Raw genomic sequence first — 19,793 nt, 5'->3', positions numbered from 1 at the left:
AGGAGGTGAATCGAAGAAAGATGGTTAAAGCGCTCTCGAGTGCTGTCAAGGCCGGTGCTTCAGGGTGGCGGGAGGGCGCGCCAGCGCGCGGCAATCATCCCTGTCCATAACGGCCAGGCGCGGCATTGAGAAACACGTCGATGGGCTCGGGTGGTGCCCACAGATATCCCTGGCCGATATCGCACCCGAGTGCGCGAAGCGCCGCGCACTGCGCAGGCGTTTCCACGCCTTCGGCTACGCACTCCATGCCGAGATCATTGGCCAGCCGAATGATGCTGCGGCAGATCGTGGCGCGCTGGTTGCCGGCCAGCATTTGGCTGACAAATGACTTGTCCACCTTCATCTGCGTGAACGGAAGGTCCGCCAGCAGTTTCAGCGTGGCAATGCCGATACCGAAGTCGTCGATAGCAATGCGGTAGCCGAGCAGCCGCAAGCGATTGAGCGCGATGCCGAGCGCGAAAGGATCCCGAACAGTGGCTTCCTCGGTCAATTCGAGCGTCAGCCGCGCGCGCGGCACGCCGCTTGCGGCGACCACGCTTTCGAGCCGCTCCACGAGGCCAGGCCGACAGAGCGTCTGCGCCGACGCATTGACACTGATTGGCACGGTAATGCCGGCCTTGGACAGAATAATCAGAGCCGCAAGGCATCGATCGATCGCGGTGAGGAAGATCACATCGGCCGCGTCCAGCGCCTCGAGCCGGGGGATGAAGAGCGTGGGCGGTATCAGGCCCAGTCTCGGATGCTGCCAGCGGCAAAGCGCTTCCGCGCCAGCAAGGCGATCGGTCGCAATGTGAAACTGCGGCTGGAGCATGAAGACGAGCGCGTCCGGGTGGCAGGCCAGATCACGCAACTCGTCGTCGGTTGGCCCGTTGTGGTTCGCCATATTCAGCACGTACTTGCTGGCTGCGACCTCTTCCAGAATGGTCTGAAGCGTTATCAATTGCAGCGGCTTGGCCAGCGCGTACACGCGCGGGAAAACGTGCTCGCTGGCGAAGGCGCGATGCGAATCGAGGATGTCTGGTGCCAGACTGCTGGTCCATGCCCAAGTCGGCGGCGTGCCAAAGAACGCGTGCTCGCGATCGCGGGTCAGCCGCGCCATCAGTTCCGGTCCGTTGCAGTTGGGCATATCGATGTCGCAGAGGACCAGGTCGAACGCCTGTTCGCGCAATGCCTGTTCCGCCTCGCGTCCGTCTGCTGCCGCGTGGGTATTCATGGCACCCAGACGATGGAGCAAGTGGCCGGCTACCGCGCGCTGGAACGGATGGTCTTCGACGATCAGGACTCGCAGGGCTTCGAATTGGGCGGGCATGGGGCTTTCTGCGATGGCAGGTGGAGAACGAAGTACTTGAATTCTACGGAGCTTTATGAGAAAGGACAGGCCATATTGGCAGAGGTAACGCCATTCGATCCGAGGTTTCTCGGAGAAAATGCAGAGGTTTCTCCACGGCAATCGGGGGCGATTCGTCCATGCTTGAGCGGAGATGAAAGCAAAGGGATGCGCAGGATGAAAACAATAGGACTGATTGGCGGCATGAGCTGGGAGTCGTCGGCCGAGTACTACCGGCTGATCAACCAGGGGATGAAGGCCCGCCTGGGCGGACACAGGAACGCCCGTAGCGTCATGGTCACTGTCTGCTTTGAAGAGATCAAGACGTTACAACATGCGGAGCGATGGGAGGACCTGGGAAGCCAGATGCAGCAGGCGGCACGCCAGGTCGAAGCCGGTGGCGCCGATTTCGTCGTGCTTTGCACGAACACGATGCACAAGCTGGCACCCGCTATCGAAGCCGTGCTCGACGTGCCGTTCCTGCATATCGTCGACCCGACCGCGGACGCGCTGCGTCGTGCCGGTATCGAACGGGTTGGCCTGCTCGGCACGCGATTTACCATGGAGCAGGATTTTTACCGCGCCCGAATGGAGCAGCGCCATGGTATCCAGGTCGTGATACCGGATCAGGATGACCGCACGCTTGTGCACGACATCATCTACGACGAACTTTGTCATGGTGTCGTGCGGAGTGAATCGCGCGCCGTCTATCAGCGCATCATTGAATCGCTGAAGGCCGGTGGTGCGCAGGGCGTGATTCTCGGCTGCACGGAGATCACGTTGCTGATCAAGCCCGAGGATTCGGCATTGCCGACATTCGATACGACCGAGCTACATGCCATGGCAGCGGTGGCGCTTGCAGCCGGGGAGGGTGGCCAGGTGGCCTGAGGCACCTTTGCCGGGATAGTTGCGACGCTCCAGCATGGACTTGTCGCCCGGGGTCGAACGTTTTCCATGTTGTTGCGTCAGGGGCATCTTAATCTCGGACCTGTCCGCGCCGAATGGCGTGGATATCGCTGTTGCCAGGAGTAACTCCCTTTAGCCATGTTTCCCTTGCCTCAAGTTGTCCTGCGACTTGAGGCATTTTCTTGCCCTGAGCACCGCAAGGCAGCGCGGCTTGTATCGCTTGAGCGTGATGCTTGTCGCTTGTGGGTATCAGTCAAATATTCGGGCAACTGCGATGGAGGGGGGCGAGCCCTTGTGGCATTGTGTGCAGCCTTAACGTATGCAGACGTACGTTTGTCATTCGGAATGTTCGGGGTTGCGCTGATGAAAATACTCGCCTCAAATTGGAAAAACTGTTGGCTGGCATCAGTGCTCCTGTTTTCGGTCTGGTCTCCTGCCATGGCCTCCTGGTGCACCTCGGCGTCACCAACGGCCACTATGAATATTAATCTTGGCACTGTTTCTGAAAGTACCGCCAACCCTGTGCCCGTTGGATCGGCGATTTACGCCGTTTCTGGAGCCTGGGATACCTATGGCGGTCACAATGCCGGCTGGTGCAAATCTTCCCAGACTGCAAATAATCGGATCAAGGCATACGTCCGTTTCTCGATGCCAGGTGCGCCGGTGCCAGGGTTCAGGAATGTTTACCCCACGAATTTGACGGGCGTTGGCGTGCGGATCTCGATCTGGACTTATAGATCGTATTACGGCACACCCACCAGTACGACCCCTCTCCCGCTTACGATCATCGCAAACTTGCAGAATGAGCCGATAGACTCGTCCCCCGCATATGGAACAGGCTATCTGCATGTAAGCGTGGAAGTCATCAAGACGGCGCCAAACTGGCAGGCGGGAGCACTTCGATTTGTTGGAGGCGAGTTGCGGGTATCCGCAACCGATGGCGCAAGCAATAGCGTGGGTCTCACGCAAGTCAGCATTGTGGGAACAATGAATACGCGTTCCTGTTCGGTTGCTGCGGGCTCCCGAAATGTAAGCGTCAATATGCGAGAGGTTGCCTATCCAACCGGATTCAGTGGGCATGAGGCTGGCGCTTACGGGCCCACGATACCGTTCCGGCTGACCATGAATTGCGTTGCAGGGCCGAGGACGTCTATCCAATTTGATCCAGTGACGACGTTGGTTGGAAAGCCCAATATCATTGGCCTCACACCCGGCCAATCGAATGCCTCGGGCGTAGGCGTGCAATTACTGAATTCGATTGGAGCACCGTTGCAACTGCGGACGCCGGTGCTGCTGACAGCGCGGGTGCCAGATGGTGCAAGTACCTACAGTTTTGGTGGACGATATATTCTGACTGGCGAGCCCGTAAGAGGCGGGCGAGCGAACGCAGCTTCGGTCTTCACCATGGTGTACGAGTAGGGTACGAGCAGGGCGTCTCTGATTGTCTGGCCATGAACGGAGCGCGTGCACGTCTTGGGTGCAATCGCTCCGAGAGCCCGCTTGGGCCCGTTGACTGGACCCGGTGATTCGTGGTCCCCGTACTCGTCAGTCTCTTATGCCTACGCGGCAGCTCATCTCCGCCTTGCCGGGCAGCGTTAGCTGGGCATCCGGCCCCTTGTCCCAGAACACTGCTTCACCATTACCGGTCGTGGCCGCATATCGCGCGCCTGAAGCCGCAGGCGTTTGCGTTAGTACCAGTTGTTGATCGAGCCAGCGCAGATAGGCGAATCCCGGCTCCGTCTGCACGAATGTGCCGGCGATCACGGCTTTGATGTCTGGGCAGCGGATATCGAATGGGCCGCGGCTGATGCCCTTGTCGTCCTGCGTGCGAGCGCCAGCATAGGTGTGGCGCAGTTCGTGGATGCGCTCCAGATAGCTGGCAGTGACGCAGACCCCGGCATCGCTGGCTTTCCAGCAGTCGTTGCGGCCCTTGATCCAGCCGCGCTGCGCCGCCAGAAGCGTTTTCTTCTGTGGGGCAGGCAATGACCGGGCGTCGAGCGCCAGTCCGTAGAGCCGAGTGGTTTCGCGATCGAGTCGTGCCAACGTATCGTCCTTGCAGATCAATTGCTCTACCTGTCCTTTGGCGTTCCCGCAATCGAAGCTTGGGCTGACAGCCAGTGCCACGCCGGTGGTGCCGAGCATTGCCAGTGCTACGGTCGGGACGGATAGACGGATGGGCATGGCACGGTCTCCTGAGAATGAAATCAACGGACGTTGCGATCGATAACGACGAAATGCTTGCGCACGGGCTCGATCACCTCGAACACGCCCTCGAATCCGGCGGGAATCACACAGGCGTCACCGGGCCCGAACTCACGGGCCTCGCCGGCCAGGCTGGTAATGCGCAAGCGGCCGCTGATGACGTGGAAGAACTCTTCCTTGCCAGCGGGGAAGGCGATGCGCCAAGCGCCTGGCTCGCACGCCCAGATGCCGCAGTCAAAGTCGCCCTGAGCGGCGCTGTAGTGCGTCCAGGTGGTGCGATCAGGGTTGCCTTTCACGAGCCGGTCCGGCCGCGGATTGTCGTGGCTGGGCACCGGACGGCCCAGGAAGTCGGTCAAGGCTGGCAGAGAGGGTTGAGTTGTGGAGTTCACAGAGGAAGCGGTAAATACGGCGTAGAAACTGTAAGTGTAGTCTCATGGCCGGCCGCTTCGTTGACTCAACACTGTGCCGCCTGGGATCGCCCGCGGAATAGGCGTGGGCATAAAGCGAGAACCCGTCGCACGGACGGCACGTCGCTGAAGGGGTTCAGGATTCGGACGCCGGTGTTCGCGAAGTCCCGGACGTTGCGCGTTACGACTGTCAGTCCGTGCACCAGCGCTGTGGCAGCGATCAGCTTATCGAGTGAGTTTTGCGTGTCTGGCACGCTCAGATGGCCCCAGAGTTCGACGATCTGCGCATCGATGCCGAGGATGTTCCGGGTATGGCGCCGGTGTACCGCCAGCACCCAGTCATCCAGGACCTGGCATTGCCTGTGGTCCCCGCGAAAGCGCTTGAGCTCCACGCCGCGTCGCAGTTCTCCAAGCGTGATGACTGAGAGAAAAATCTCGCGACCATTGGCGGCGGCATCCTCGAAAAATGCGAGTACGCCCGGGTTCGCCCGGGCGCGCTTGCGTTGCTCACTGATGATGTTGGTGTCGACCAGATACATGCTCGGTCGCTCCGATCACTGGACTCGCGCGAAATCCCGTTCATCGCTGGCGTCGCCGGGAGGAATCGCCAGGATGAACGCGGCAAGGGAGTTGGGCTGCGTGGCTTCCGGGTTCGAGGGCTGGTCCTGCGCTTCGACGGCGCATTGACCATCTGTCGCCCGGTTGGGGCATTGCGTGTCGGGGTGGTGTGTCATCTCCATGGTGGACCTCCTTGCTGAGTCGTTGAAGAGGTCGCCATCGTGCACCACGGCGGGGCGGAAAGTTGTGTCCGTCTGTGCCGAGAGCTATGAAGTTTGATACAGGGCAATCGAGTCGGCCCTTGTCGGCAGAAGCGGCGCCGCAAAAGAAAATACCCCGGCGCGCGGGATCGCCGGGGCAGCAAGAGTTGCCAAGTCGTTTCAGGGTCGTGTCGACTGACCCCCGGCAAGTGTGCATCCAGAGTAGCTTGCGGACCAATAACTCACTTGAGTTATTGGTCATGAGTGGTCATTTCGTGCGTGTGGGAAGGCATCGGGAGGCGCAAGGCCCAACTGTGCCAGGACATTGGCGGCAGCCTGGGCAATGCTGCCGCCATGGGCTGGCATGACGATGTGGGCAACCTCGCGGTACAGTGGGTCGCGTTCGCAAAACAGCGCCTCGAGCCGCGCGCGCGGATTGTCGGTCTGCAGCAGCGGACGGTTGCGGTTGCGCCGCGTGCGGCGCCAGATCTCGGGCAGCGTGGCGTCGAGGTAGACCACCTGGCCGCGCGCGCGCAGCATGGCGCGGTTCTCCGGACGCAGTACCGCGCCCCCGCCGGTGGCCAGCACGATCCCGCTGCGCTGCGTCAGTTCATCCAGGACGCGCGACTCGCGCTGGCGGAAGCCTTCCTCGCCCTCAAGCTCGAAGATCGTGGCAATTCGCACGCCGCAGCGCGTCTCGATCTCGTGGTCGGTGTCGAAGAACGGGCGGCCGAGCTCGTGCGCCACGGCGCGCCCGACCGTCGTCTTGCCGGCGCCCATGAAGCCGATGAAGAAGAGATTGTCTCCGGAGGTTTGCTGATCCAAGATCGCGCGCTGGACACTGGTACCTCTGAACGGTAGCACGTATGGGGCAACTTCACCGGCGCCCGGGGCGACGCGGCCGGGCTCAGTGTCCGGACACCATGGCCCCGCCGGTGTCGAGGGGGGCCGCGCCCCGGGCGCCCACATGCTTGACGACCAGCGCGGCAGTGGCGGCGAACGCCGGGATCGCCAGCAGCGTGAAGATGACGTCGAAGCCCAGGTGCAGGCGCAACAGCTCGGCGCCGAGCAGTGCGCCGGTGATGCCGCCGAATCGTCCGATGCCGAGCATCCATGCCACGCCGGTCGCGCGGCCTTGCGTCGGATAGAACGCGGCGGCCAGCGACGGCATCGACGACTGAGCCCCATTCATCGCGGTGCCGGCCAGGAAGATCAACACGCCCAGCACCACCTGATCGCCGCTGGCGACCTGGCCCACCGCATAGATCAGCACGCCGGTCAGGGCGTAGGTAATGGCGATGACCTTGTTCGGATTGAATCGGTCCATGAACCAGCCGGCCGCGATGGTGCCGATGCCGCCGCCAAGCGGGAACAGGGCGGTCAGGAACGACGCACGCTGCAGTGAGAATCCGGCGTCTTTCATCAGCGTCGGCATCCAGCTCGTCAGCAGGTAGAAGATCACCAGCCCCATGAAGTAGGTGAGCCACAGCATGGTCGAGCCCAATCGATAGCGCGGCGCCAGCACGGTGCCAATGGCCGACGACGACGCGGGCGCGGCCTCGCTGATCGTGAAGGCGCTCGCGCTGTCCACGCGGGCGCCGGTCACGCGCGCCAGCACCTGCCGGATCTGATCGGCGGGGTACTGGCGCACGACCATGTAGCGGACCGACTCCGGCAGCGTGGTCACCAGCACCACCGCCAGCACCAGCGGCACTATGCCACCGAAGACCAGCACGCTATGCCAGCCGAACTGCGGGATGATCGCCGCCGCGAAGAAGCCGCCGGCCGCCGACCCCAGCGGGAAGCCGCAGAACATTGTGTTGACCAGTACCGCGCGGCGGCGCGCTGGCGCGTACTCGGACATCAGCGTTACTGCGTTGGGCATGGCGGCGCCCAGGCCGAGGCCGGTCAGGAATCGCAATACAGTTAGCCACCAGATCGTCGGCGCAAAAGCCGTGGCCAGACTGCAGGCACCGAAGAAGAACACGGACAGCACCAGCACCTTCTTGCGGCCGACCCGGTCGGCCATTGGCCCCGCGAAGATCGCGCCGAAGGCCAGGCCGAACAGCGCTGCGCTCATGACGGGGCCAAGTGACGATTTCTCGATACCCCAATCCTGTACCAGGGCCGGTGCAACGTAGCCCATGGCCGCCGTGTCAAAGCCATCTACGGCGACGATAAGGAAACATAGGACCAGGATGAGCCATTGATAGGCGGAGAAGCGCTGGCTGTCGATGAGCGACTGGACGTCCAGCGTACCGGTTGCTGAGTGCGGGGCATGGGACATGATTGTCTCCGTTTCGGATCTGTCGGCGACCGCTCTCGCATTTCTGACGGGCGTTTGACGCGGCCGTTTCGCCTTTATTGTTCTAAAGGCGAACCACTGTTCTCAATAGGAACGGATCATACGCAGCGTTTTGGCGCGCGAAATATCGGCGTAAACCCGCAAGACACAGTTGGCTGGAACCCGCGCATCCGCCGCGACACCGCTTCGGAAAAGGGCATGCGGGGAATGCGGGATACCGGAAAAAAGCCGCGCGGGCCGGTAGCAAGTGCCGCCAGTAACCCTATCGACTCGCCGCGATGCGGCGGATCGTATCGGCGAATGCTTCCGCCACCGGTTCGAGTGTGCGATCGCTCCGGCGGAGCAATCCGATCGGCTCTTCGGTGCCTTGCGTGTCGAAGGACAGCAGCACCAGTTCGCCGGCCGCGACGGCGCGGTGTGTGGCCGAAAGCGGTGCCGCCCAGACGCTGTCGCCTTGCAGCGTCACGAGCTGGCCCAGATAGCCATCGGCCGTTTCCAGACAGCCGGCCGGCAAGGCGAACCCGTGTCGCGCCAGCAGGCTCTCGGTGCTGTGACGCGGGATCGAGCCCACCGCCGGCACCACCATCGGCCAGGCCAGCACGTCCCGCATCGTCGGGCGAGCATTGCCGGCAAGCGGGTGGCCCGCCCGCACGGCCAGCACCAGCGGCTCGGCTGCGAGGGATTCGAACCACAGCCCCTCCATCGCGGCGGGGTCGTCCATGCGGCCGATCACCACATCGAGCACGTCAGCCTTGAGCAGGTCGATCAGCGTCCGGTTCATGCCGCTTTGCACCGCGAGTCCGACTTCCGGATGATTCGCGCGGAAGTCAGTCACCGCCTCGAGCAGCAAAGCCGGGACGACGCTCGGCAGCGCACCCACGCGAATGCGCTCCTGCCGCGCGGCGTCAGCGCCGGTCAGGCTGTCGGCCACGGCGTCGAGGTCTTCGAGCACGCGCAGCGCCTGGCGCAGAAAGCGCATTCCGGCGGCGGTCAGGTCCGTGCCTGCTCGCTGCCGCACCAGCAGCCGGGCACCGACCAGTTCCTCGAGTTCGGTCAGCGTCTTGGAGACGGCCGGCTGTGTCAGGCCGAGGCGCTCCCCGGCCCGGCCCAGATGCTGGGTTTGCGCCACGGTGACGAAGCAATGCAGATGGCGTAGCCGGATCCGGCTGCGGAACGTGTCGATGCGGGCTTCACGTGACGTCGGGCTACCATGCATAACAAAAAATCATTCAAATTGCGTAAAAACTCAATTTACATGACTTATGCCGTTGAATACAGTCGAGCCCATTCGCTCACACAACGCCACCACGGAGACAGCGCGATGCCCCCACGCTCCGCCCGCCCGGACCAGTACCGTCGGCCGTACTGGAACACCCAGCCCGAGTACCGTTTCGATCCGTATGCCTCGACGCAACTCCGCTCGCCGAGCCAGTCGCTGATCGCCTTGCCGCAATCGCTTTCCGAGGTCACCGGCCCGACCTTCGGCCCCGAGTTTGTCAGTGAGGGCGATAACGACCTGACCGTAGGCAACGGTGGCGAGCCGATCGGCGAACGTATCCTGGTGACAGGCCGCGTGCTCGATGAAAACGGACGCCCGGTGCCGAATGCGCTGATCGAGGTCTGGCAAGCCAACGCCGCCGGCCGTTACGTGCACAAGCGCGACCAGCACGATGCGCCGCTCGACCCGCACTTCTCGGGCCAGGGTCGCACCATCACGGATGCCGACGGCCGCTACCAGTTCAAGACGATCAAGCCGGGCGCCTATCCATGGCGCAACCACCATAACGCCTGGCGGCCGCAGCACATCCATTTCTCGTTGTTCGGCAACGCGTATGCCACGCGGCTGGTCACGCAGATGTACTTCCCCGGCGATCCGCTGCTGCCGTTCGATCCGATCTTCAACTGCGTGCCGGACGAGAAGGCACGCAATCGGTTGATCTCGACCTTCGACTGGGAAAACACCGCCCCCGAGTACGCGCTCGGCTACCGTTTCGATATCGTGCTGCGCGGCCGCGATGCCACGCCGATGGAGTAAGGCCATGCTGTACGCCACCGCATCCCAGACCGTTGGACCCTACCTGCATATCGGCCTGACCGGCCTGAACTGCGCCGACCTGACCGCCGACGCGCCCGACCTGACCGCGCAGCGCATCGTGATCGAAGGCCGCGTTATCGATGGCAACGGCGAGCCCGTGCCCGATGGCATGGTCGAGATCTGGCAAGCCAATCCGGCTGGCCGCTATCGCCATCCGGAAGACAAGCGCGAGCTTGGGCTGGTCCCTGGCTTTACCGGTTTCGGGCGAGTGCCGACCGAGGGAGACGGGTCGTTCCGCTTCGTTACCGTCAAGCCCGGCGCCGTGCCCGACGTGGAAGGCCGTCCGCAGGCGCCGCACATCATGGTGTCGGTGTTCATGCGCGGGCTGGTCAAGCACGTCGCCTCGCGCATCTACTTCCCCGAGGAAACCGCGGCCAATGCCGCCGACAGCGTGCTGGCGCTGGTGCCGGCCGAGCGTCGCGCCACGCTGATCGCGCAGCCGAATGGCCAGAACAGCTACCGCTGGGACGTCGTGCTGCAAGGCGCGGGCGAGACCGTGTTCTTCGATATCTGATCTGATGCACTGCAAGCAGGGCGCGGGGGTTTCCCCCGTGCCCTGCTTTGCATGACAATCGGCGCATTACCACCGGTTTGCCCCCACCGACGATGCCCACGCTTTCTCGCCTGACCAACCCGATGTTCGGCAGTCCCGCCGTGCTCGAGGTCTTCTCTGATACTGGCACCGTACGCCGGATGCTCGATGCCGAGGCCGCGCTCGCGCGTGCCGAAGCGCAGTGCGGCGTGATTCCCGCCACTGCCGCCGCCGTCATTACTGAAGTCTGCGCCAGGGTCGATGTGATCGACCTCGAGGCGCTGGCGCAGGCGGCGGTATCCGCCGGCAATCTCGCCATCCCGTTCGTCAAGCAATTAACTGCAGCAGTCACCCAGCGCGACGCCGACGCTGGCCGCTACGTGCATTGGGGCGCAACCAGCCAGGACATCATCGATACCGCGCTCGTGCTGCAACTGCGCGATGCCCTGCGCGAGATCGTCGTCGATTTGCTGCGTGCGGGCGATGCCTGCGCGACGCTGGTCGCGACCCATCGCGCCACGCCAATGGTGGCACGCACATGGCTGCAACACGCGCTGCCCACCACGTTTGGCTGCAAGGCCGGCGGCTGGCTCGATGCCTTGCGCCGCGATCTGATGCGGCTAGACCACGTTCGGGCGCAGGCCCGCGTGATCCAGTTCGGTGGCGCCGCCGGCACCCTTGCCAGCCTGGGCGATGACGCGGCAGCCGTGGCGGCCCGCTTCGCCGCTGAACTCCAACTCGATGTGCCCGCGCTGCCGTGGCACGCGCATCGAGATCGCCTGGTCGAAGTGGCCACCGCGCTCGGCATGTTGACCGGCACGCTGGGCAAGATGGCGCGCGATATCTCGCTGATGATGCAGACCGAGGTTGGTGAGGTAGCCGAGCCATCCGGCCCGGGACGTGGTGGATCGAGCACGATGCCCCACAAGCGCAACCCGGTGGGATGCGCGGCGGTGCTGACCGCGGCTACGCGTGTGCCACCGCTGGTGGCGACGATGCTTGCGGGCATGACGCAGGAACATGAGCGTGCGCTTGGTGGCTGGCAGGCCGAATGGGACACGCTGCCGCAGATCGTCACGCTGGCGGCAGGCGCGCTGCGCCAGATGGCGGACGTCGTGTCCGGGTTGCAGGTCGATAAAGCCCGTATGCGCGCGAACCTCGATATCACGCATGGCCTGATCCTCGGTGAGGCAGCCATGCTCGAACTGGGGCGGCGCATCGGCCGGTTGCAGGCTCATCATCTCGTGGAGCAAGCTTCGCGCCGCGCGGTGGCGGAAGACACCACGCTGCGTATCGCGCTGGCCCGCACGCTGGCCGAAGATCCGAAGCACGCGGGGCTGCTCGACGACGCCGCGCTCGACCGCCTGAGCGATCCCGCGCAGTACGCTGGACAATCCGAACGTTTCGCCGATGCCGCCGTTGCCAACTGGCAGGCGCTGCGCGCGAACCAGGATATCCAAGAGAACCAAGACCAGGCCTGACAGGAGACTCCCTTGCCTTACCTCGATCAAGCCGGCGCCCGGCTGTTTTACACCGTCGACGGACCGGAAGACGCACCGGTCATTGTTTTCTCGAACTCGCTCGGCACCGATCACATGATGTGGCAGCCCCAGGCCGACGCGCTGGCCGGCCGTTTTCGCGTGGTGCGCTACGACGTGCGCGGCCACGGCCGATCCACTACCACCGAGACTTCGCTGACGGTGGAGACATTGGGCCGCGACGTGCTGGCCATCCTCGATGCGCTTCACATCGACAAGGCCGTGTTCTGCGGCCTTTCGATGGGTGGTCTGACTGGCATGTGGCTCGGCGCGTATGCGCCAGAACGCTTCTCGAAGATCGTGCTGGCCAATACCGCGCCGAAGATCGGCACGGCCGAGTCCTGGAACACGCGCATCGACGCGGTGATCCGCGATGGCCTGGGCGGCATGGTCGATGCATCGCTGGGCCGCTGGTTCACGCCGACGTTCGTCGCCACGTCCGGACGCGCGCTCGATGATCTGCGTGCCGTGCTGGCAGGGCTCGATCCGCGTGGGTATGCGGCGAGTTGCGCCGCCGTGCGCGATGCCGACCTGCGCGAGGCGGTCAAGACGATTCCGGTACCCGTGCTGGTGATCGCCGGGAGCGACGATCCGTCGACCACTGCGGAAGAGGGCAGGGCACTGGCCGCGGCCATTCCCGGGGCCATCTATATAGAGCTCCACGCCGCGCATCTCTCGAACCGAGAGCAGCCGGGGCGCTTTACCGCCGCGCTGCTTGACTTCATCAACGGCCGCCTGCCGGTGACTGACGATCATGCGCGCTACGATGCGGGCCTCGCCGTGCGTCGGGAAGTGCTTGGCAGTGCGCACGTCCACCGTTCGCTGCAACGGCTGACGCCGCTGAACGAGGAATTCCAGAACCTGATCACGCGCTATGCCTGGGGCGAGATCTGGACGCGCGAAGGGCTGCCACGTCATTCGCGCAGCTTGATCACGATCGCGATGATGGTGGCGCTGAACCGTTCCGAGGAACTGAAGCTGCACCTCCGCGCAGCCGCCAACAATGGCGTCACGCGCGACGAGATCAAGGAAGTGCTGTTGCAGACCGCGATCTATTGCGGCGTGCCGGCGGCCAACTCGGCCTTCCACATGGCCGAAGAAGTCTTTGCCGAAGTGGATCGCGCGCGCGGCTGATGCTCAGGCGTCCGCCACGCCTGCCGTATCCGTCGCGTTCATGGCGTCCTTGATCGCGAACGCTGGCAGGCGGGCACGGCCCGATTCGCGGAATGCGGTAGGCGTCTGCCCGGTCAGCCGCGCGAAGAAGCGTGAGAAGTAGCCCGCGTCCGAGAAGCCGAGTGTCATCGCGATCTGTTTGATATCGAGATCGCTGAAGAGCAGGTCGCGCTGCGCTTCGGCCAGCACGCGTGCGTGAATGAGCTGCAATGCGCTATGCCCGGCCAGTTGGCGGCAGATGCGGTTGAGCTGCGTCGGGGTGACGCCGATCGCCCCGGCGTAGTGCGCGATGTCATTCTGTTCGCGATAGTCGGTCTCCAGCAGTTGCTGGAACTGCCGGAAGTGCCGGGCCGGCCGGCTGCCGGCCTGCGTCTTCGCCGGGGCCGACGCCTCGGCGATGCGCGCGATGCCCACCAGCATCAGCGTCAGCAACGCCGATAGCGATGCGCCGCGCCACGGCGATACCGATTCCATCTCCTCCCTGAACAGCGCCAGCGTGCCCGCCAGCGCGTGGCGTCGCGCCACGCGGTCATGCCGTGGGTGCTCGAACAGCGGCACCGTCCCAGGCAAGCCGGCCAGCAACGTGCGCAGGTAGGTGTCGGTCATCGTCACGATGATGCCGTCGACGTCGGGCGCGAACACGAAACCATGCACGTGGTGCGGTGGCACCGTGATCAGCGACCCGCTTGCGAGTCGTTCCTTGCGGCCCTCCAGCAGGGCTTCTCCGCTGCCGCGATGGATGTACAGAAATTGAAGGAAGCGTTCGTGCCGGTGTGGCTTGATCTCCCACGCGTAGAGCTGGCTGCGCGAGGCGATGGACTCGAAATGAAGCTGATCCAGCAGGGGCTCCGAAGAATTCACGCCATAGAGCGAGTAGGTCGGAACGGTTCTCATGGGGGCATATCGGGTGAACCCTGAATGTTCGGATTGTCACTTCGATGGTTCGATCTGTCCATTCCTGCATGGCGCGCGAGGCTCTATCGTTAGGCCCAACAAATACATACAAACCAGGAGACTCGCCATGGCCCCCAATGGCTCGTTCAATTCCCGTTCCACGCGTGTCGCCATCATTGGTGCAGGTCCTGCCGGGCTGCTGCTTGGGCAGTTGCTGACTGTCGCGGGCATCGACAACATCGTCATCGAGCAACGCAGCCCCGAGTATGTCCTCGGCCGCATTCGCGCGGGCATTCTCGAATGCGTGACGGTTGAGGCGCTGAAGCGTGCCGGTGTTGACGGCAGGCTGCGTGAGGAAGGATTGGTGCACCACGGCATCGAACTGTCGTTCGGCGGCGAGCGCCACCGCATCGACTTCCATGCGCTGATCGGCAGTGACGTTACCGTCTATGGGCAGACCGAGGTCACGCGCGACCTGATGGCCGCGCGTCAGGCGTCGGGCGTGCCGACGGTCTATGAAGCGGAAGATGTTTCGCTGCACGATTTCGACGGCAATCGCCCACGTGTGTGCTATCGCAAGGATGGTGTAGAGCATGAGGTGGTCTGCGACTACATCGCCGGTTGCGATGGGTTTCACGGCGTCAGCCGCGCCAGCGTGCCGGAACCGTCAAAGCGCATCTTCGAACGTGTCTATCCGTTCGGCTGGCTTGGCATTCTTTCCGAGACCCCTCCGGTGGCCGACGAACTGATCTACGCCAGCCATGAACGTGGATTTGCGCTGTGCAGCATGAGGTCGAAGACCCGCAGCCGCTACTACGTGCAGGTGCCGTCCACGGAGAAACCCGAGGACTGGTCCGATGCCCGCTTCTGGGACGAACTGCGTCATCGCCTGGACCCGGCCGCCGCAGAGGCGCTGGTCACGGGCCCGAGTATCGAAAAGAGCATTGCCCCGCTGCGCAGCTTCGTGTGCGAGCCAATGCGCTACGGCCGGCTGTTCCTGGCGGGCGATGCGGCGCACATCGTGCCGCCAACAGGCGCCAAGGGACTGAACCTGGCCGCCAGCGACGTGCTCTACCTGGCCGATGGCCTCATCGCGCACTACCAGCACGACGACTCGCACGAACTGGATATGTACTCGGAGAAGTGCCTGCGCCGCGTCTGGAAGGCGGAGCGTTTCTCGTGGTGGATGACGTCGTTGCTGCACCGCTTCCCGGATGCCGACGCGTTTGCGCACCGCATCCAGCAAGCCGAACTCGACTACCTGGTCGGCTCCGAAGCCGCATGCCGTTCGCTCGCGGAAAACTACGTAGGCCTGCCGCGCTGAGCGCGGCGAGGGTTTGCTCCCGGCGCCCATGCAAGGGCGGTCGAGAACCCATATCAAGGGCTGTTAGCATGGCGGACGTCGATAGCAAGGAGACACCATGCGTCCCGTACGTCTAACCGCCCTCGGACTGATACTGACTGCCGTGCTAGCCGCCGGCTGCGCGACCCAGTCCGACGCGCCTCAGGCCGCTGCCACCGGCAAGCCCCAATGGCAGCGGGTGCATCTGGGCCAGGGCTCGGGCTACGACTTCCCCGTGTACGCGAACCATCCGCTCGGCGGCGACATGCGGGGCATCAGGGAGGTCGTGTTTATCCAGCATGGCCTGCGCCGCAATGGTGACGGCTACTACGCGACTGGCGCGGAGTTGCTCAAGGCCAGTGGCCAGAATCCCGATGAAGTCCTGCTGATTGCTCCGAACTTCCCCGGCACGCCCGATGCCGCCAAGCATTTTGACAACATGCCCGTATGGACCGTGCAGGGCTGGATTTCCGGCGAGGATGCAGCATCGGGCGTCAAAGTCAGTTCGCTGCAGGTGCTGGACGACCTGGTGGCCTATGTCACCGACAAGTCGCGCTTCCCCGCAGTGACCAAGGTGACCGTGGCTGGCCATTCGGCCGGGGCGCAGATCGTGCATCGCTACGCCGTGCTCAACAACGTCGACGAGGCGGTACGCGCGCGCGGCATCGATCTGCGCTACGTGGTGGCCAACCCTTCCTCATACCTGTACTTCACGCCGGATCGGCCCGTGGCGCCGGACTACAAGCGCTTTGCGCCATACAGCACCGCGGTGTGTCCCGGCTACGACGAGTACCGCTATGGCATGCAGGACATGGTGGCCTATGCAAAGGGCGCCGATGGCAAGACGCTCTACAGGCGCTACATGCAGCGGAAGGTGACGTATCTGGTTGGCAGCAAGGACAACGATCCGAACCATCGGGTTCTCGACAAGTCATGTGGCGCGGAAGCCGAAGGGCCGACCCGCCTCCAGCGGGCGCGCGCGTACTGGCGCTATGACAGCTTCCTCGGTGCGCCGGACCAGACCAGCACCCATCGTTCGTTCGAAGTGGTCGGCGTGGGGCATGACCAGTCGCGCATGTTTGGCTCGCAGTGCGGGGCGCAGGCCGTGTTTGGCATGGCCCCGGCCGCGAATGCCGGCGGCGCGGCCTGCAGGGCGCCCCAGTTGTAAGCCAGCGGGGGCTGCCGGTCTCGTGGCGGACGAGGTCGGCGGGAACGGAGCGGGATCGGCTAAAGTAAAGGTCGCTTTCGCGCGGCGCTTCGGGGCTGCGCGGCGGGCCTTCTCCAACCACCTGAGCCTATTCCATGTCTGAACCTGTAGTCGAACGCGTGCTCCTGACCAATGACGATGGCATCGATGCGCCGGGCCTTGCCGTGCTGGCGGAGGTCGCCGCCACGATCGCGCGCGAAGTCTGGATCGTCGCGCCCGAGCACGATCAAAGCGGCACCTCGCACTCGATCAGCCTGCATGATCCGCTGCGTATCACCGAGCAAGGCCCGCGCCGCTTCGGCATCAGCGGTACACCGGGAGATTGCGTCGTGATGGCAGTACGCCACGTGATGCGCGATACGCCCCCGGACCTGGTGCTGTCCGGCATCAATCGCGGCGGCAATCTCGGGCTCGAAACCGTGTTCTCCGGCACCGTCGGCGCAGCCATGACCGGCATGCTGTTGGGCATCCGCTCGATCGCGCTGAGCCAGGTTTTCAAGGATCGCAATGCGGTGAAGTGGGGGACGTCCCGGGCGCTGGCAGGCGATGTGATTCGCCGCCTGGTGATGGCGGGCTGGAGTGATGACGCGTGTCTGAACGTCAACTTCCCGGACGTTGAAGCCGATACGGCCGGTCCGCTGACGGTATCGCGGCAGGGCGTCGGGCTGATCAACGCAATCGACGTCCGCGCGCACGTGGACCCGCGCGGCTTCCCCTATCACTGGTTGCAGTTCTCGCGCGGCCCGAGGCCCGACGTGGACGATGCGGAGGCGATGGTGGTGGCGCGTGGCGCGGTGTCGGTGACGCCGCTGCGCTTCGAGCGCACCAGCGAGGAAGCCGCAGTGGCGCTGGCGGACAACCTGACGCGGGCCTGAGCGCGGCGCAAAGGGGGAGGGGCGAGTCCGAGGTAAACCTCGGGTAGCCCCTCTTGCCAGAATTTGTCAGTGACGATAGTCTTCGGTTTGCATACAAAAAATGAACGCAAAACGGAGACAAAGATGGAGCTTGCGGCCCAAATCCCCAACCTGCTCAACGGACTGGAATGGTCGGGCTGCGCCCTCGCGATGAGCGGCTCCTTCCTTGTCGCACTTCACAACCGCGCGTCGCGCTGGGGCTGGATTGCCTACATCTGCTCGAACCTGGTGTGGAGTGCCTTCGCGCTGGCTACCGGCACCTACGGCTTGTTCGTGCAGCAACTCGGTTTCACGGCGACGAGCCTCTACGGGCTCTATCGCCACACGCGCTATTACCGCGAACTGGCTGCCCACACGCCCACGGCTGCTGCAGCGGCCTAGTTCTCCAGCGCCACGTGCGCCGCGAATCCGGTCTGTCCCGGCGAGATGTCCGACCGCAGGATCAGTGACGGAATCTCGTACTGGCCGCCGTTCTGTGGCCGGAAGGCGATGGGTTCCGTCGTGAACAGCGTGTCCAGCCGCTGGCCAAGCTTTTCGGTCACCGCGGCATAGCGATCGCCGTCGATCCGGCCCGACCGAAATACCAGGAAGGGCGGCAGCACGTCGAATCCCGGGTAGTACAGGATGCCGTGATGGATCGGGAACAGGATGTCCTCGATCGGTCCGTTGATCCCGCGCGCATCGTAGTGGGATTCCCACCCCCCAGTCGTCACCATCAGCATGGCGCGCTTGCCTGCAAGCGTGCCCTCGCCATATCGATTGCCCCAGCGCGAATCCGAATGCTCGCCCACACCGTAGGCGAAGCCAAAGGCATAGACGCGCTCGATCCAGCCCTTGAGGATGGCGGGCATTGAAAACCACCAGAGCGGGAACTGCAGGATCACCGCGTCGGCCCACTTCAGCTTTTCCTGCTCGCGTGCGATGTCGGGACTTTGCAGTCCGTTCTCGAATGCGTGCTTCGAGGCGAGCGACGGATGAAACGGCGTGCCATTCGCAGGTGCCAGCGAGTCGCCGGCATCGAGCGGCGCCTTCCATTGCATGGCATAGAGGTCCGAGACCCGCACCTGATGGCCTGCCGCTTCCAGCCGTTGCACGGCGAAGTCCTTGAGCGAGCCATTCAGCGATTTCGGTTCGGGGTGAGCATAGACAAGCAGTACGTTCATGTCGGTGTCCTGATGACTGAGGATGGGTCAGGACCAAGATTAGGTTCGCCTGAGCTATATTGGAAATGAATTCCTAATATTCCAGGTATTGCCATGATTAATTTGAGGCGCCTCGATCTGAATCTGCTCGTCACACTCGACACGCTGCTGGCCGAGCATAACGTCACGCGCGCGGCCGAGCGGCTGCACTACTCCCAGCCCTCGGTGAGTGTGCATCTGGCCAGGCTGCGAGAGATCTTTGACGATCCGCTTTTGCTGCCCGGGCCACGTGGCATGCGCCCCACCGCCCGCGCTGAATCCCTGCGCGAACCGCTGCGCGAGGCGCTGGCCGCGCTGGAGGCGGCCATCTCGCCGGAGCATCCGTTCGACCCCGCCGAGGCCACGCAGACATGGCGCATTGCCGCCACCGACTACAGCGAAACAACCGTGTTGCTGCCGGCGCTGGCCGGCTTGCGCGAGGCCGCGCCCGGCACCCGCATGGCGGTCGTTGAACTGGCGCCGCCACGGATTGCACGTCAGGCGGAGCAGGGTGACGTCGATCTGGTGTTCCATATCACCACCGATGCCCCGGAAAGCCTGCATCTCCGTCCGCTGTTCACCGAGCGCTTCGTGCTGGCCGGCCGTCGTGAGCACCCACGCCTGAAGCGCAAGCCGACCATCGCCCAGTTCTGCGCGCTGGAGCATGTGATCGTGTCGCCTGAGGGCGGGGGATTCGTCGGCGCCACCGATGAGGCGTTGGTCGAGGTGGGGCTGTCGCGACGGGTCGTGCTGTCCGTGCCGCACTTCCTCTACCTCGAATCGGTGCTGGCCAGCACCGATCTGGTCGCGATGCTGCCGGCCCGGCTGGTGCGGGACAACGACCGGCTGCAGATCGTCGATGCGCCCGTGGAGGTGCCGGGATTCGAGATGTCAATGTTGTGGCACGAGCGGGTTCATCGCGACCCCGCGCATCAGTGGCTGCGGGAGTCGATCGCGGCGGCGGTGCGATAGGTGGGGCCCGGATGGCTCCGGGCCCGTGATGGCGGTGTGA

Annotated in this window: 21 protein-coding genes; 11 read left to right on the top strand and 10 right to left on the bottom strand. The window is 64.0% G+C overall.

From position 1 onward, the window contains the following. Positions 1-94 precede the first annotated feature (94 nt). Complete coding sequence (locus K6G35_RS28825) at positions 95-1,309, bottom strand: EAL domain-containing response regulator (RefSeq protein WP_008647976.1); 1,215 nt, start codon at positions 1,307-1,309, stop codon at positions 95-97. A gap of 195 nt (positions 1,310-1,504) precedes the next feature. On the opposite strand from K6G35_RS28825, the gene K6G35_RS28820 reads away from it, so the two are divergent. After that, positions 1,505-2,215: an aspartate/glutamate racemase family protein gene (locus tag K6G35_RS28820; RefSeq protein WP_008647977.1), complete on the top strand. Its 711-nt coding sequence runs from the start codon at positions 1,505-1,507 to the stop codon at positions 2,213-2,215. A 381-nt stretch (positions 2,216-2,596) separates the two neighbouring features. Beyond that, positions 2,597-3,652, top strand: a complete 1,056-nt coding sequence (locus K6G35_RS28815) for a fimbrial protein (protein WP_234707021.1) — start codon at positions 2,597-2,599, stop codon at positions 3,650-3,652. Positions 3,653-3,778: 126 nt separating this feature from the next. Here K6G35_RS28815 and K6G35_RS28810 read toward each other — a convergent pair whose 3' ends face one another. From K6G35_RS28810 to K6G35_RS28780, 7 genes are all read right to left on the bottom strand, one after another. After that, complete coding sequence (locus K6G35_RS28810; protein ID WP_035883157.1) at positions 3,779-4,414, bottom strand: MliC family protein; 636 nt, start codon at positions 4,412-4,414, stop codon at positions 3,779-3,781. A 23-nt stretch (positions 4,415-4,437) separates the two neighbouring features. Beyond that, on the bottom strand, positions 4,438-4,791 hold the full coding sequence (locus tag K6G35_RS28805; RefSeq protein ID WP_152564888.1) for a cupin domain-containing protein: 354 nt from the start codon (positions 4,789-4,791) through the stop codon (positions 4,438-4,440). Positions 4,792-4,889: 98 nt separating this feature from the next. Beyond that, positions 4,890-5,381, bottom strand: a complete 492-nt coding sequence (locus K6G35_RS28800; protein WP_035883162.1) for a type II toxin-antitoxin system VapC family toxin — start codon at positions 5,379-5,381, stop codon at positions 4,890-4,892. Between the two features lie 15 nt (positions 5,382-5,396). Beyond that, positions 5,397-5,582 (bottom strand): hypothetical protein, encoded by a 186-nt coding sequence (locus K6G35_RS28795; RefSeq protein WP_008647984.1) that lies wholly within the window; start codon positions 5,580-5,582, stop codon positions 5,397-5,399. Between the two features lie 276 nt (positions 5,583-5,858). Then, positions 5,859-6,380 (bottom strand): shikimate kinase, encoded by a 522-nt coding sequence (locus K6G35_RS28790; RefSeq protein WP_008647986.1) that lies wholly within the window; start codon positions 6,378-6,380, stop codon positions 5,859-5,861. 127 nt (positions 6,381-6,507) lie between these two features. After that, positions 6,508-7,887: an aromatic acid/H+ symport family MFS transporter gene (locus K6G35_RS28785; protein WP_035883164.1), complete on the bottom strand. Its 1,380-nt coding sequence runs from the start codon at positions 7,885-7,887 to the stop codon at positions 6,508-6,510. Between the two features lie 280 nt (positions 7,888-8,167). Further along, positions 8,168-9,121 carry a LysR substrate-binding domain-containing protein gene (locus K6G35_RS28780; protein ID WP_008647995.1) on the bottom strand — a complete coding sequence of 318 codons (954 nt, stop codon included), beginning with the start codon at positions 9,119-9,121 and terminating at the stop codon, positions 8,168-8,170. A 105-nt stretch (positions 9,122-9,226) separates the two neighbouring features. On the opposite strand from K6G35_RS28780, the gene pcaH reads away from it, so the two are divergent. From pcaH to pcaDC, 4 genes are all read left to right on the top strand, one after another. Next, the gene (pcaH, locus tag K6G35_RS28775) at positions 9,227-9,940 is read left to right on the top strand and encodes a protocatechuate 3,4-dioxygenase subunit beta (protein WP_008648003.1); all 714 of its coding nucleotides are present in this window, start codon (positions 9,227-9,229) and stop codon (positions 9,938-9,940) included. A gap of 4 nt (positions 9,941-9,944) precedes the next feature. After that, complete coding sequence (pcaG, locus tag K6G35_RS28770; protein ID WP_035883169.1) at positions 9,945-10,514, top strand: protocatechuate 3,4-dioxygenase subunit alpha; 570 nt, start codon at positions 9,945-9,947, stop codon at positions 10,512-10,514. Positions 10,515-10,636: 122 nt separating this feature from the next. After that, positions 10,637-12,013, top strand: a complete 1,377-nt coding sequence (locus K6G35_RS28765) for a 3-carboxy-cis,cis-muconate cycloisomerase (protein ID WP_495677146.1) — start codon at positions 10,637-10,639, stop codon at positions 12,011-12,013. Between the two features lie 12 nt (positions 12,014-12,025). Further along, positions 12,026-13,204, top strand: coding sequence for a bifunctional 3-oxoadipate enol-lactonase/4-carboxymuconolactone decarboxylase PcaDC (pcaDC, locus tag K6G35_RS28760; RefSeq protein ID WP_008648020.1), 1,179 nt, complete (start codon positions 12,026-12,028; stop codon positions 13,202-13,204). 3 nt (positions 13,205-13,207) lie between these two features. Here pcaDC and K6G35_RS28755 read toward each other — a convergent pair whose 3' ends face one another. Next, entirely contained in the window at positions 13,208-14,137 is a 930-nt protein-coding gene (locus tag K6G35_RS28755; RefSeq protein WP_495676753.1) for a helix-turn-helix domain-containing protein, read from the bottom strand. A 127-nt stretch (positions 14,138-14,264) separates the two neighbouring features. Between K6G35_RS28755 and pobA the strand changes: the two genes are divergently transcribed. From pobA to K6G35_RS28735, 4 genes are all read left to right on the top strand, one after another. Beyond that, positions 14,265-15,461, top strand: a complete 1,197-nt coding sequence (gene pobA, locus K6G35_RS28750; RefSeq protein WP_008648022.1) for a 4-hydroxybenzoate 3-monooxygenase — start codon at positions 14,265-14,267, stop codon at positions 15,459-15,461. Positions 15,462-15,558: 97 nt separating this feature from the next. Further along, positions 15,559-16,647 (top strand): alpha/beta fold hydrolase, encoded by a 1,089-nt coding sequence (locus K6G35_RS28745; protein WP_008648023.1) that lies wholly within the window; start codon positions 15,559-15,561, stop codon positions 16,645-16,647. Positions 16,648-16,781: 134 nt separating this feature from the next. Then, the gene (gene surE / locus K6G35_RS28740; RefSeq protein WP_495676752.1) at positions 16,782-17,561 is read left to right on the top strand and encodes a 5'/3'-nucleotidase SurE; all 780 of its coding nucleotides are present in this window, start codon (positions 16,782-16,784) and stop codon (positions 17,559-17,561) included. 123 nt (positions 17,562-17,684) lie between these two features. Then, the gene (locus tag K6G35_RS28735; protein WP_008648027.1) at positions 17,685-17,981 is read left to right on the top strand and encodes a nicotinamide mononucleotide transporter; all 297 of its coding nucleotides are present in this window, start codon (positions 17,685-17,687) and stop codon (positions 17,979-17,981) included. Here K6G35_RS28735 and K6G35_RS28730 read toward each other — a convergent pair. Then, positions 17,978-18,763 (bottom strand): NAD(P)H-dependent oxidoreductase, encoded by a 786-nt coding sequence (locus K6G35_RS28730; protein ID WP_008648028.1) that lies wholly within the window; start codon positions 18,761-18,763, stop codon positions 17,978-17,980. The two genes, K6G35_RS28735 and K6G35_RS28730, sit on opposite strands and share 4 nt — an antisense overlap. Before the next feature lie 93 nt (positions 18,764-18,856). Here K6G35_RS28730 and K6G35_RS28725 point away from each other — a divergent pair, with 93 nt between their 5' ends. Further along, positions 18,857-19,753, top strand: coding sequence for a LysR family transcriptional regulator (locus K6G35_RS28725; RefSeq protein WP_495676751.1), 897 nt, complete (start codon positions 18,857-18,859; stop codon positions 19,751-19,753). Positions 19,754-19,793 lie beyond the last annotated feature (40 nt).

The organism is Cupriavidus sp. HY129 (assembly GCF_059492215.1).
Note: the sequence above shows the minus strand (reverse complement) of the source record. Positions and strands in the feature narration are given on the sequence as shown.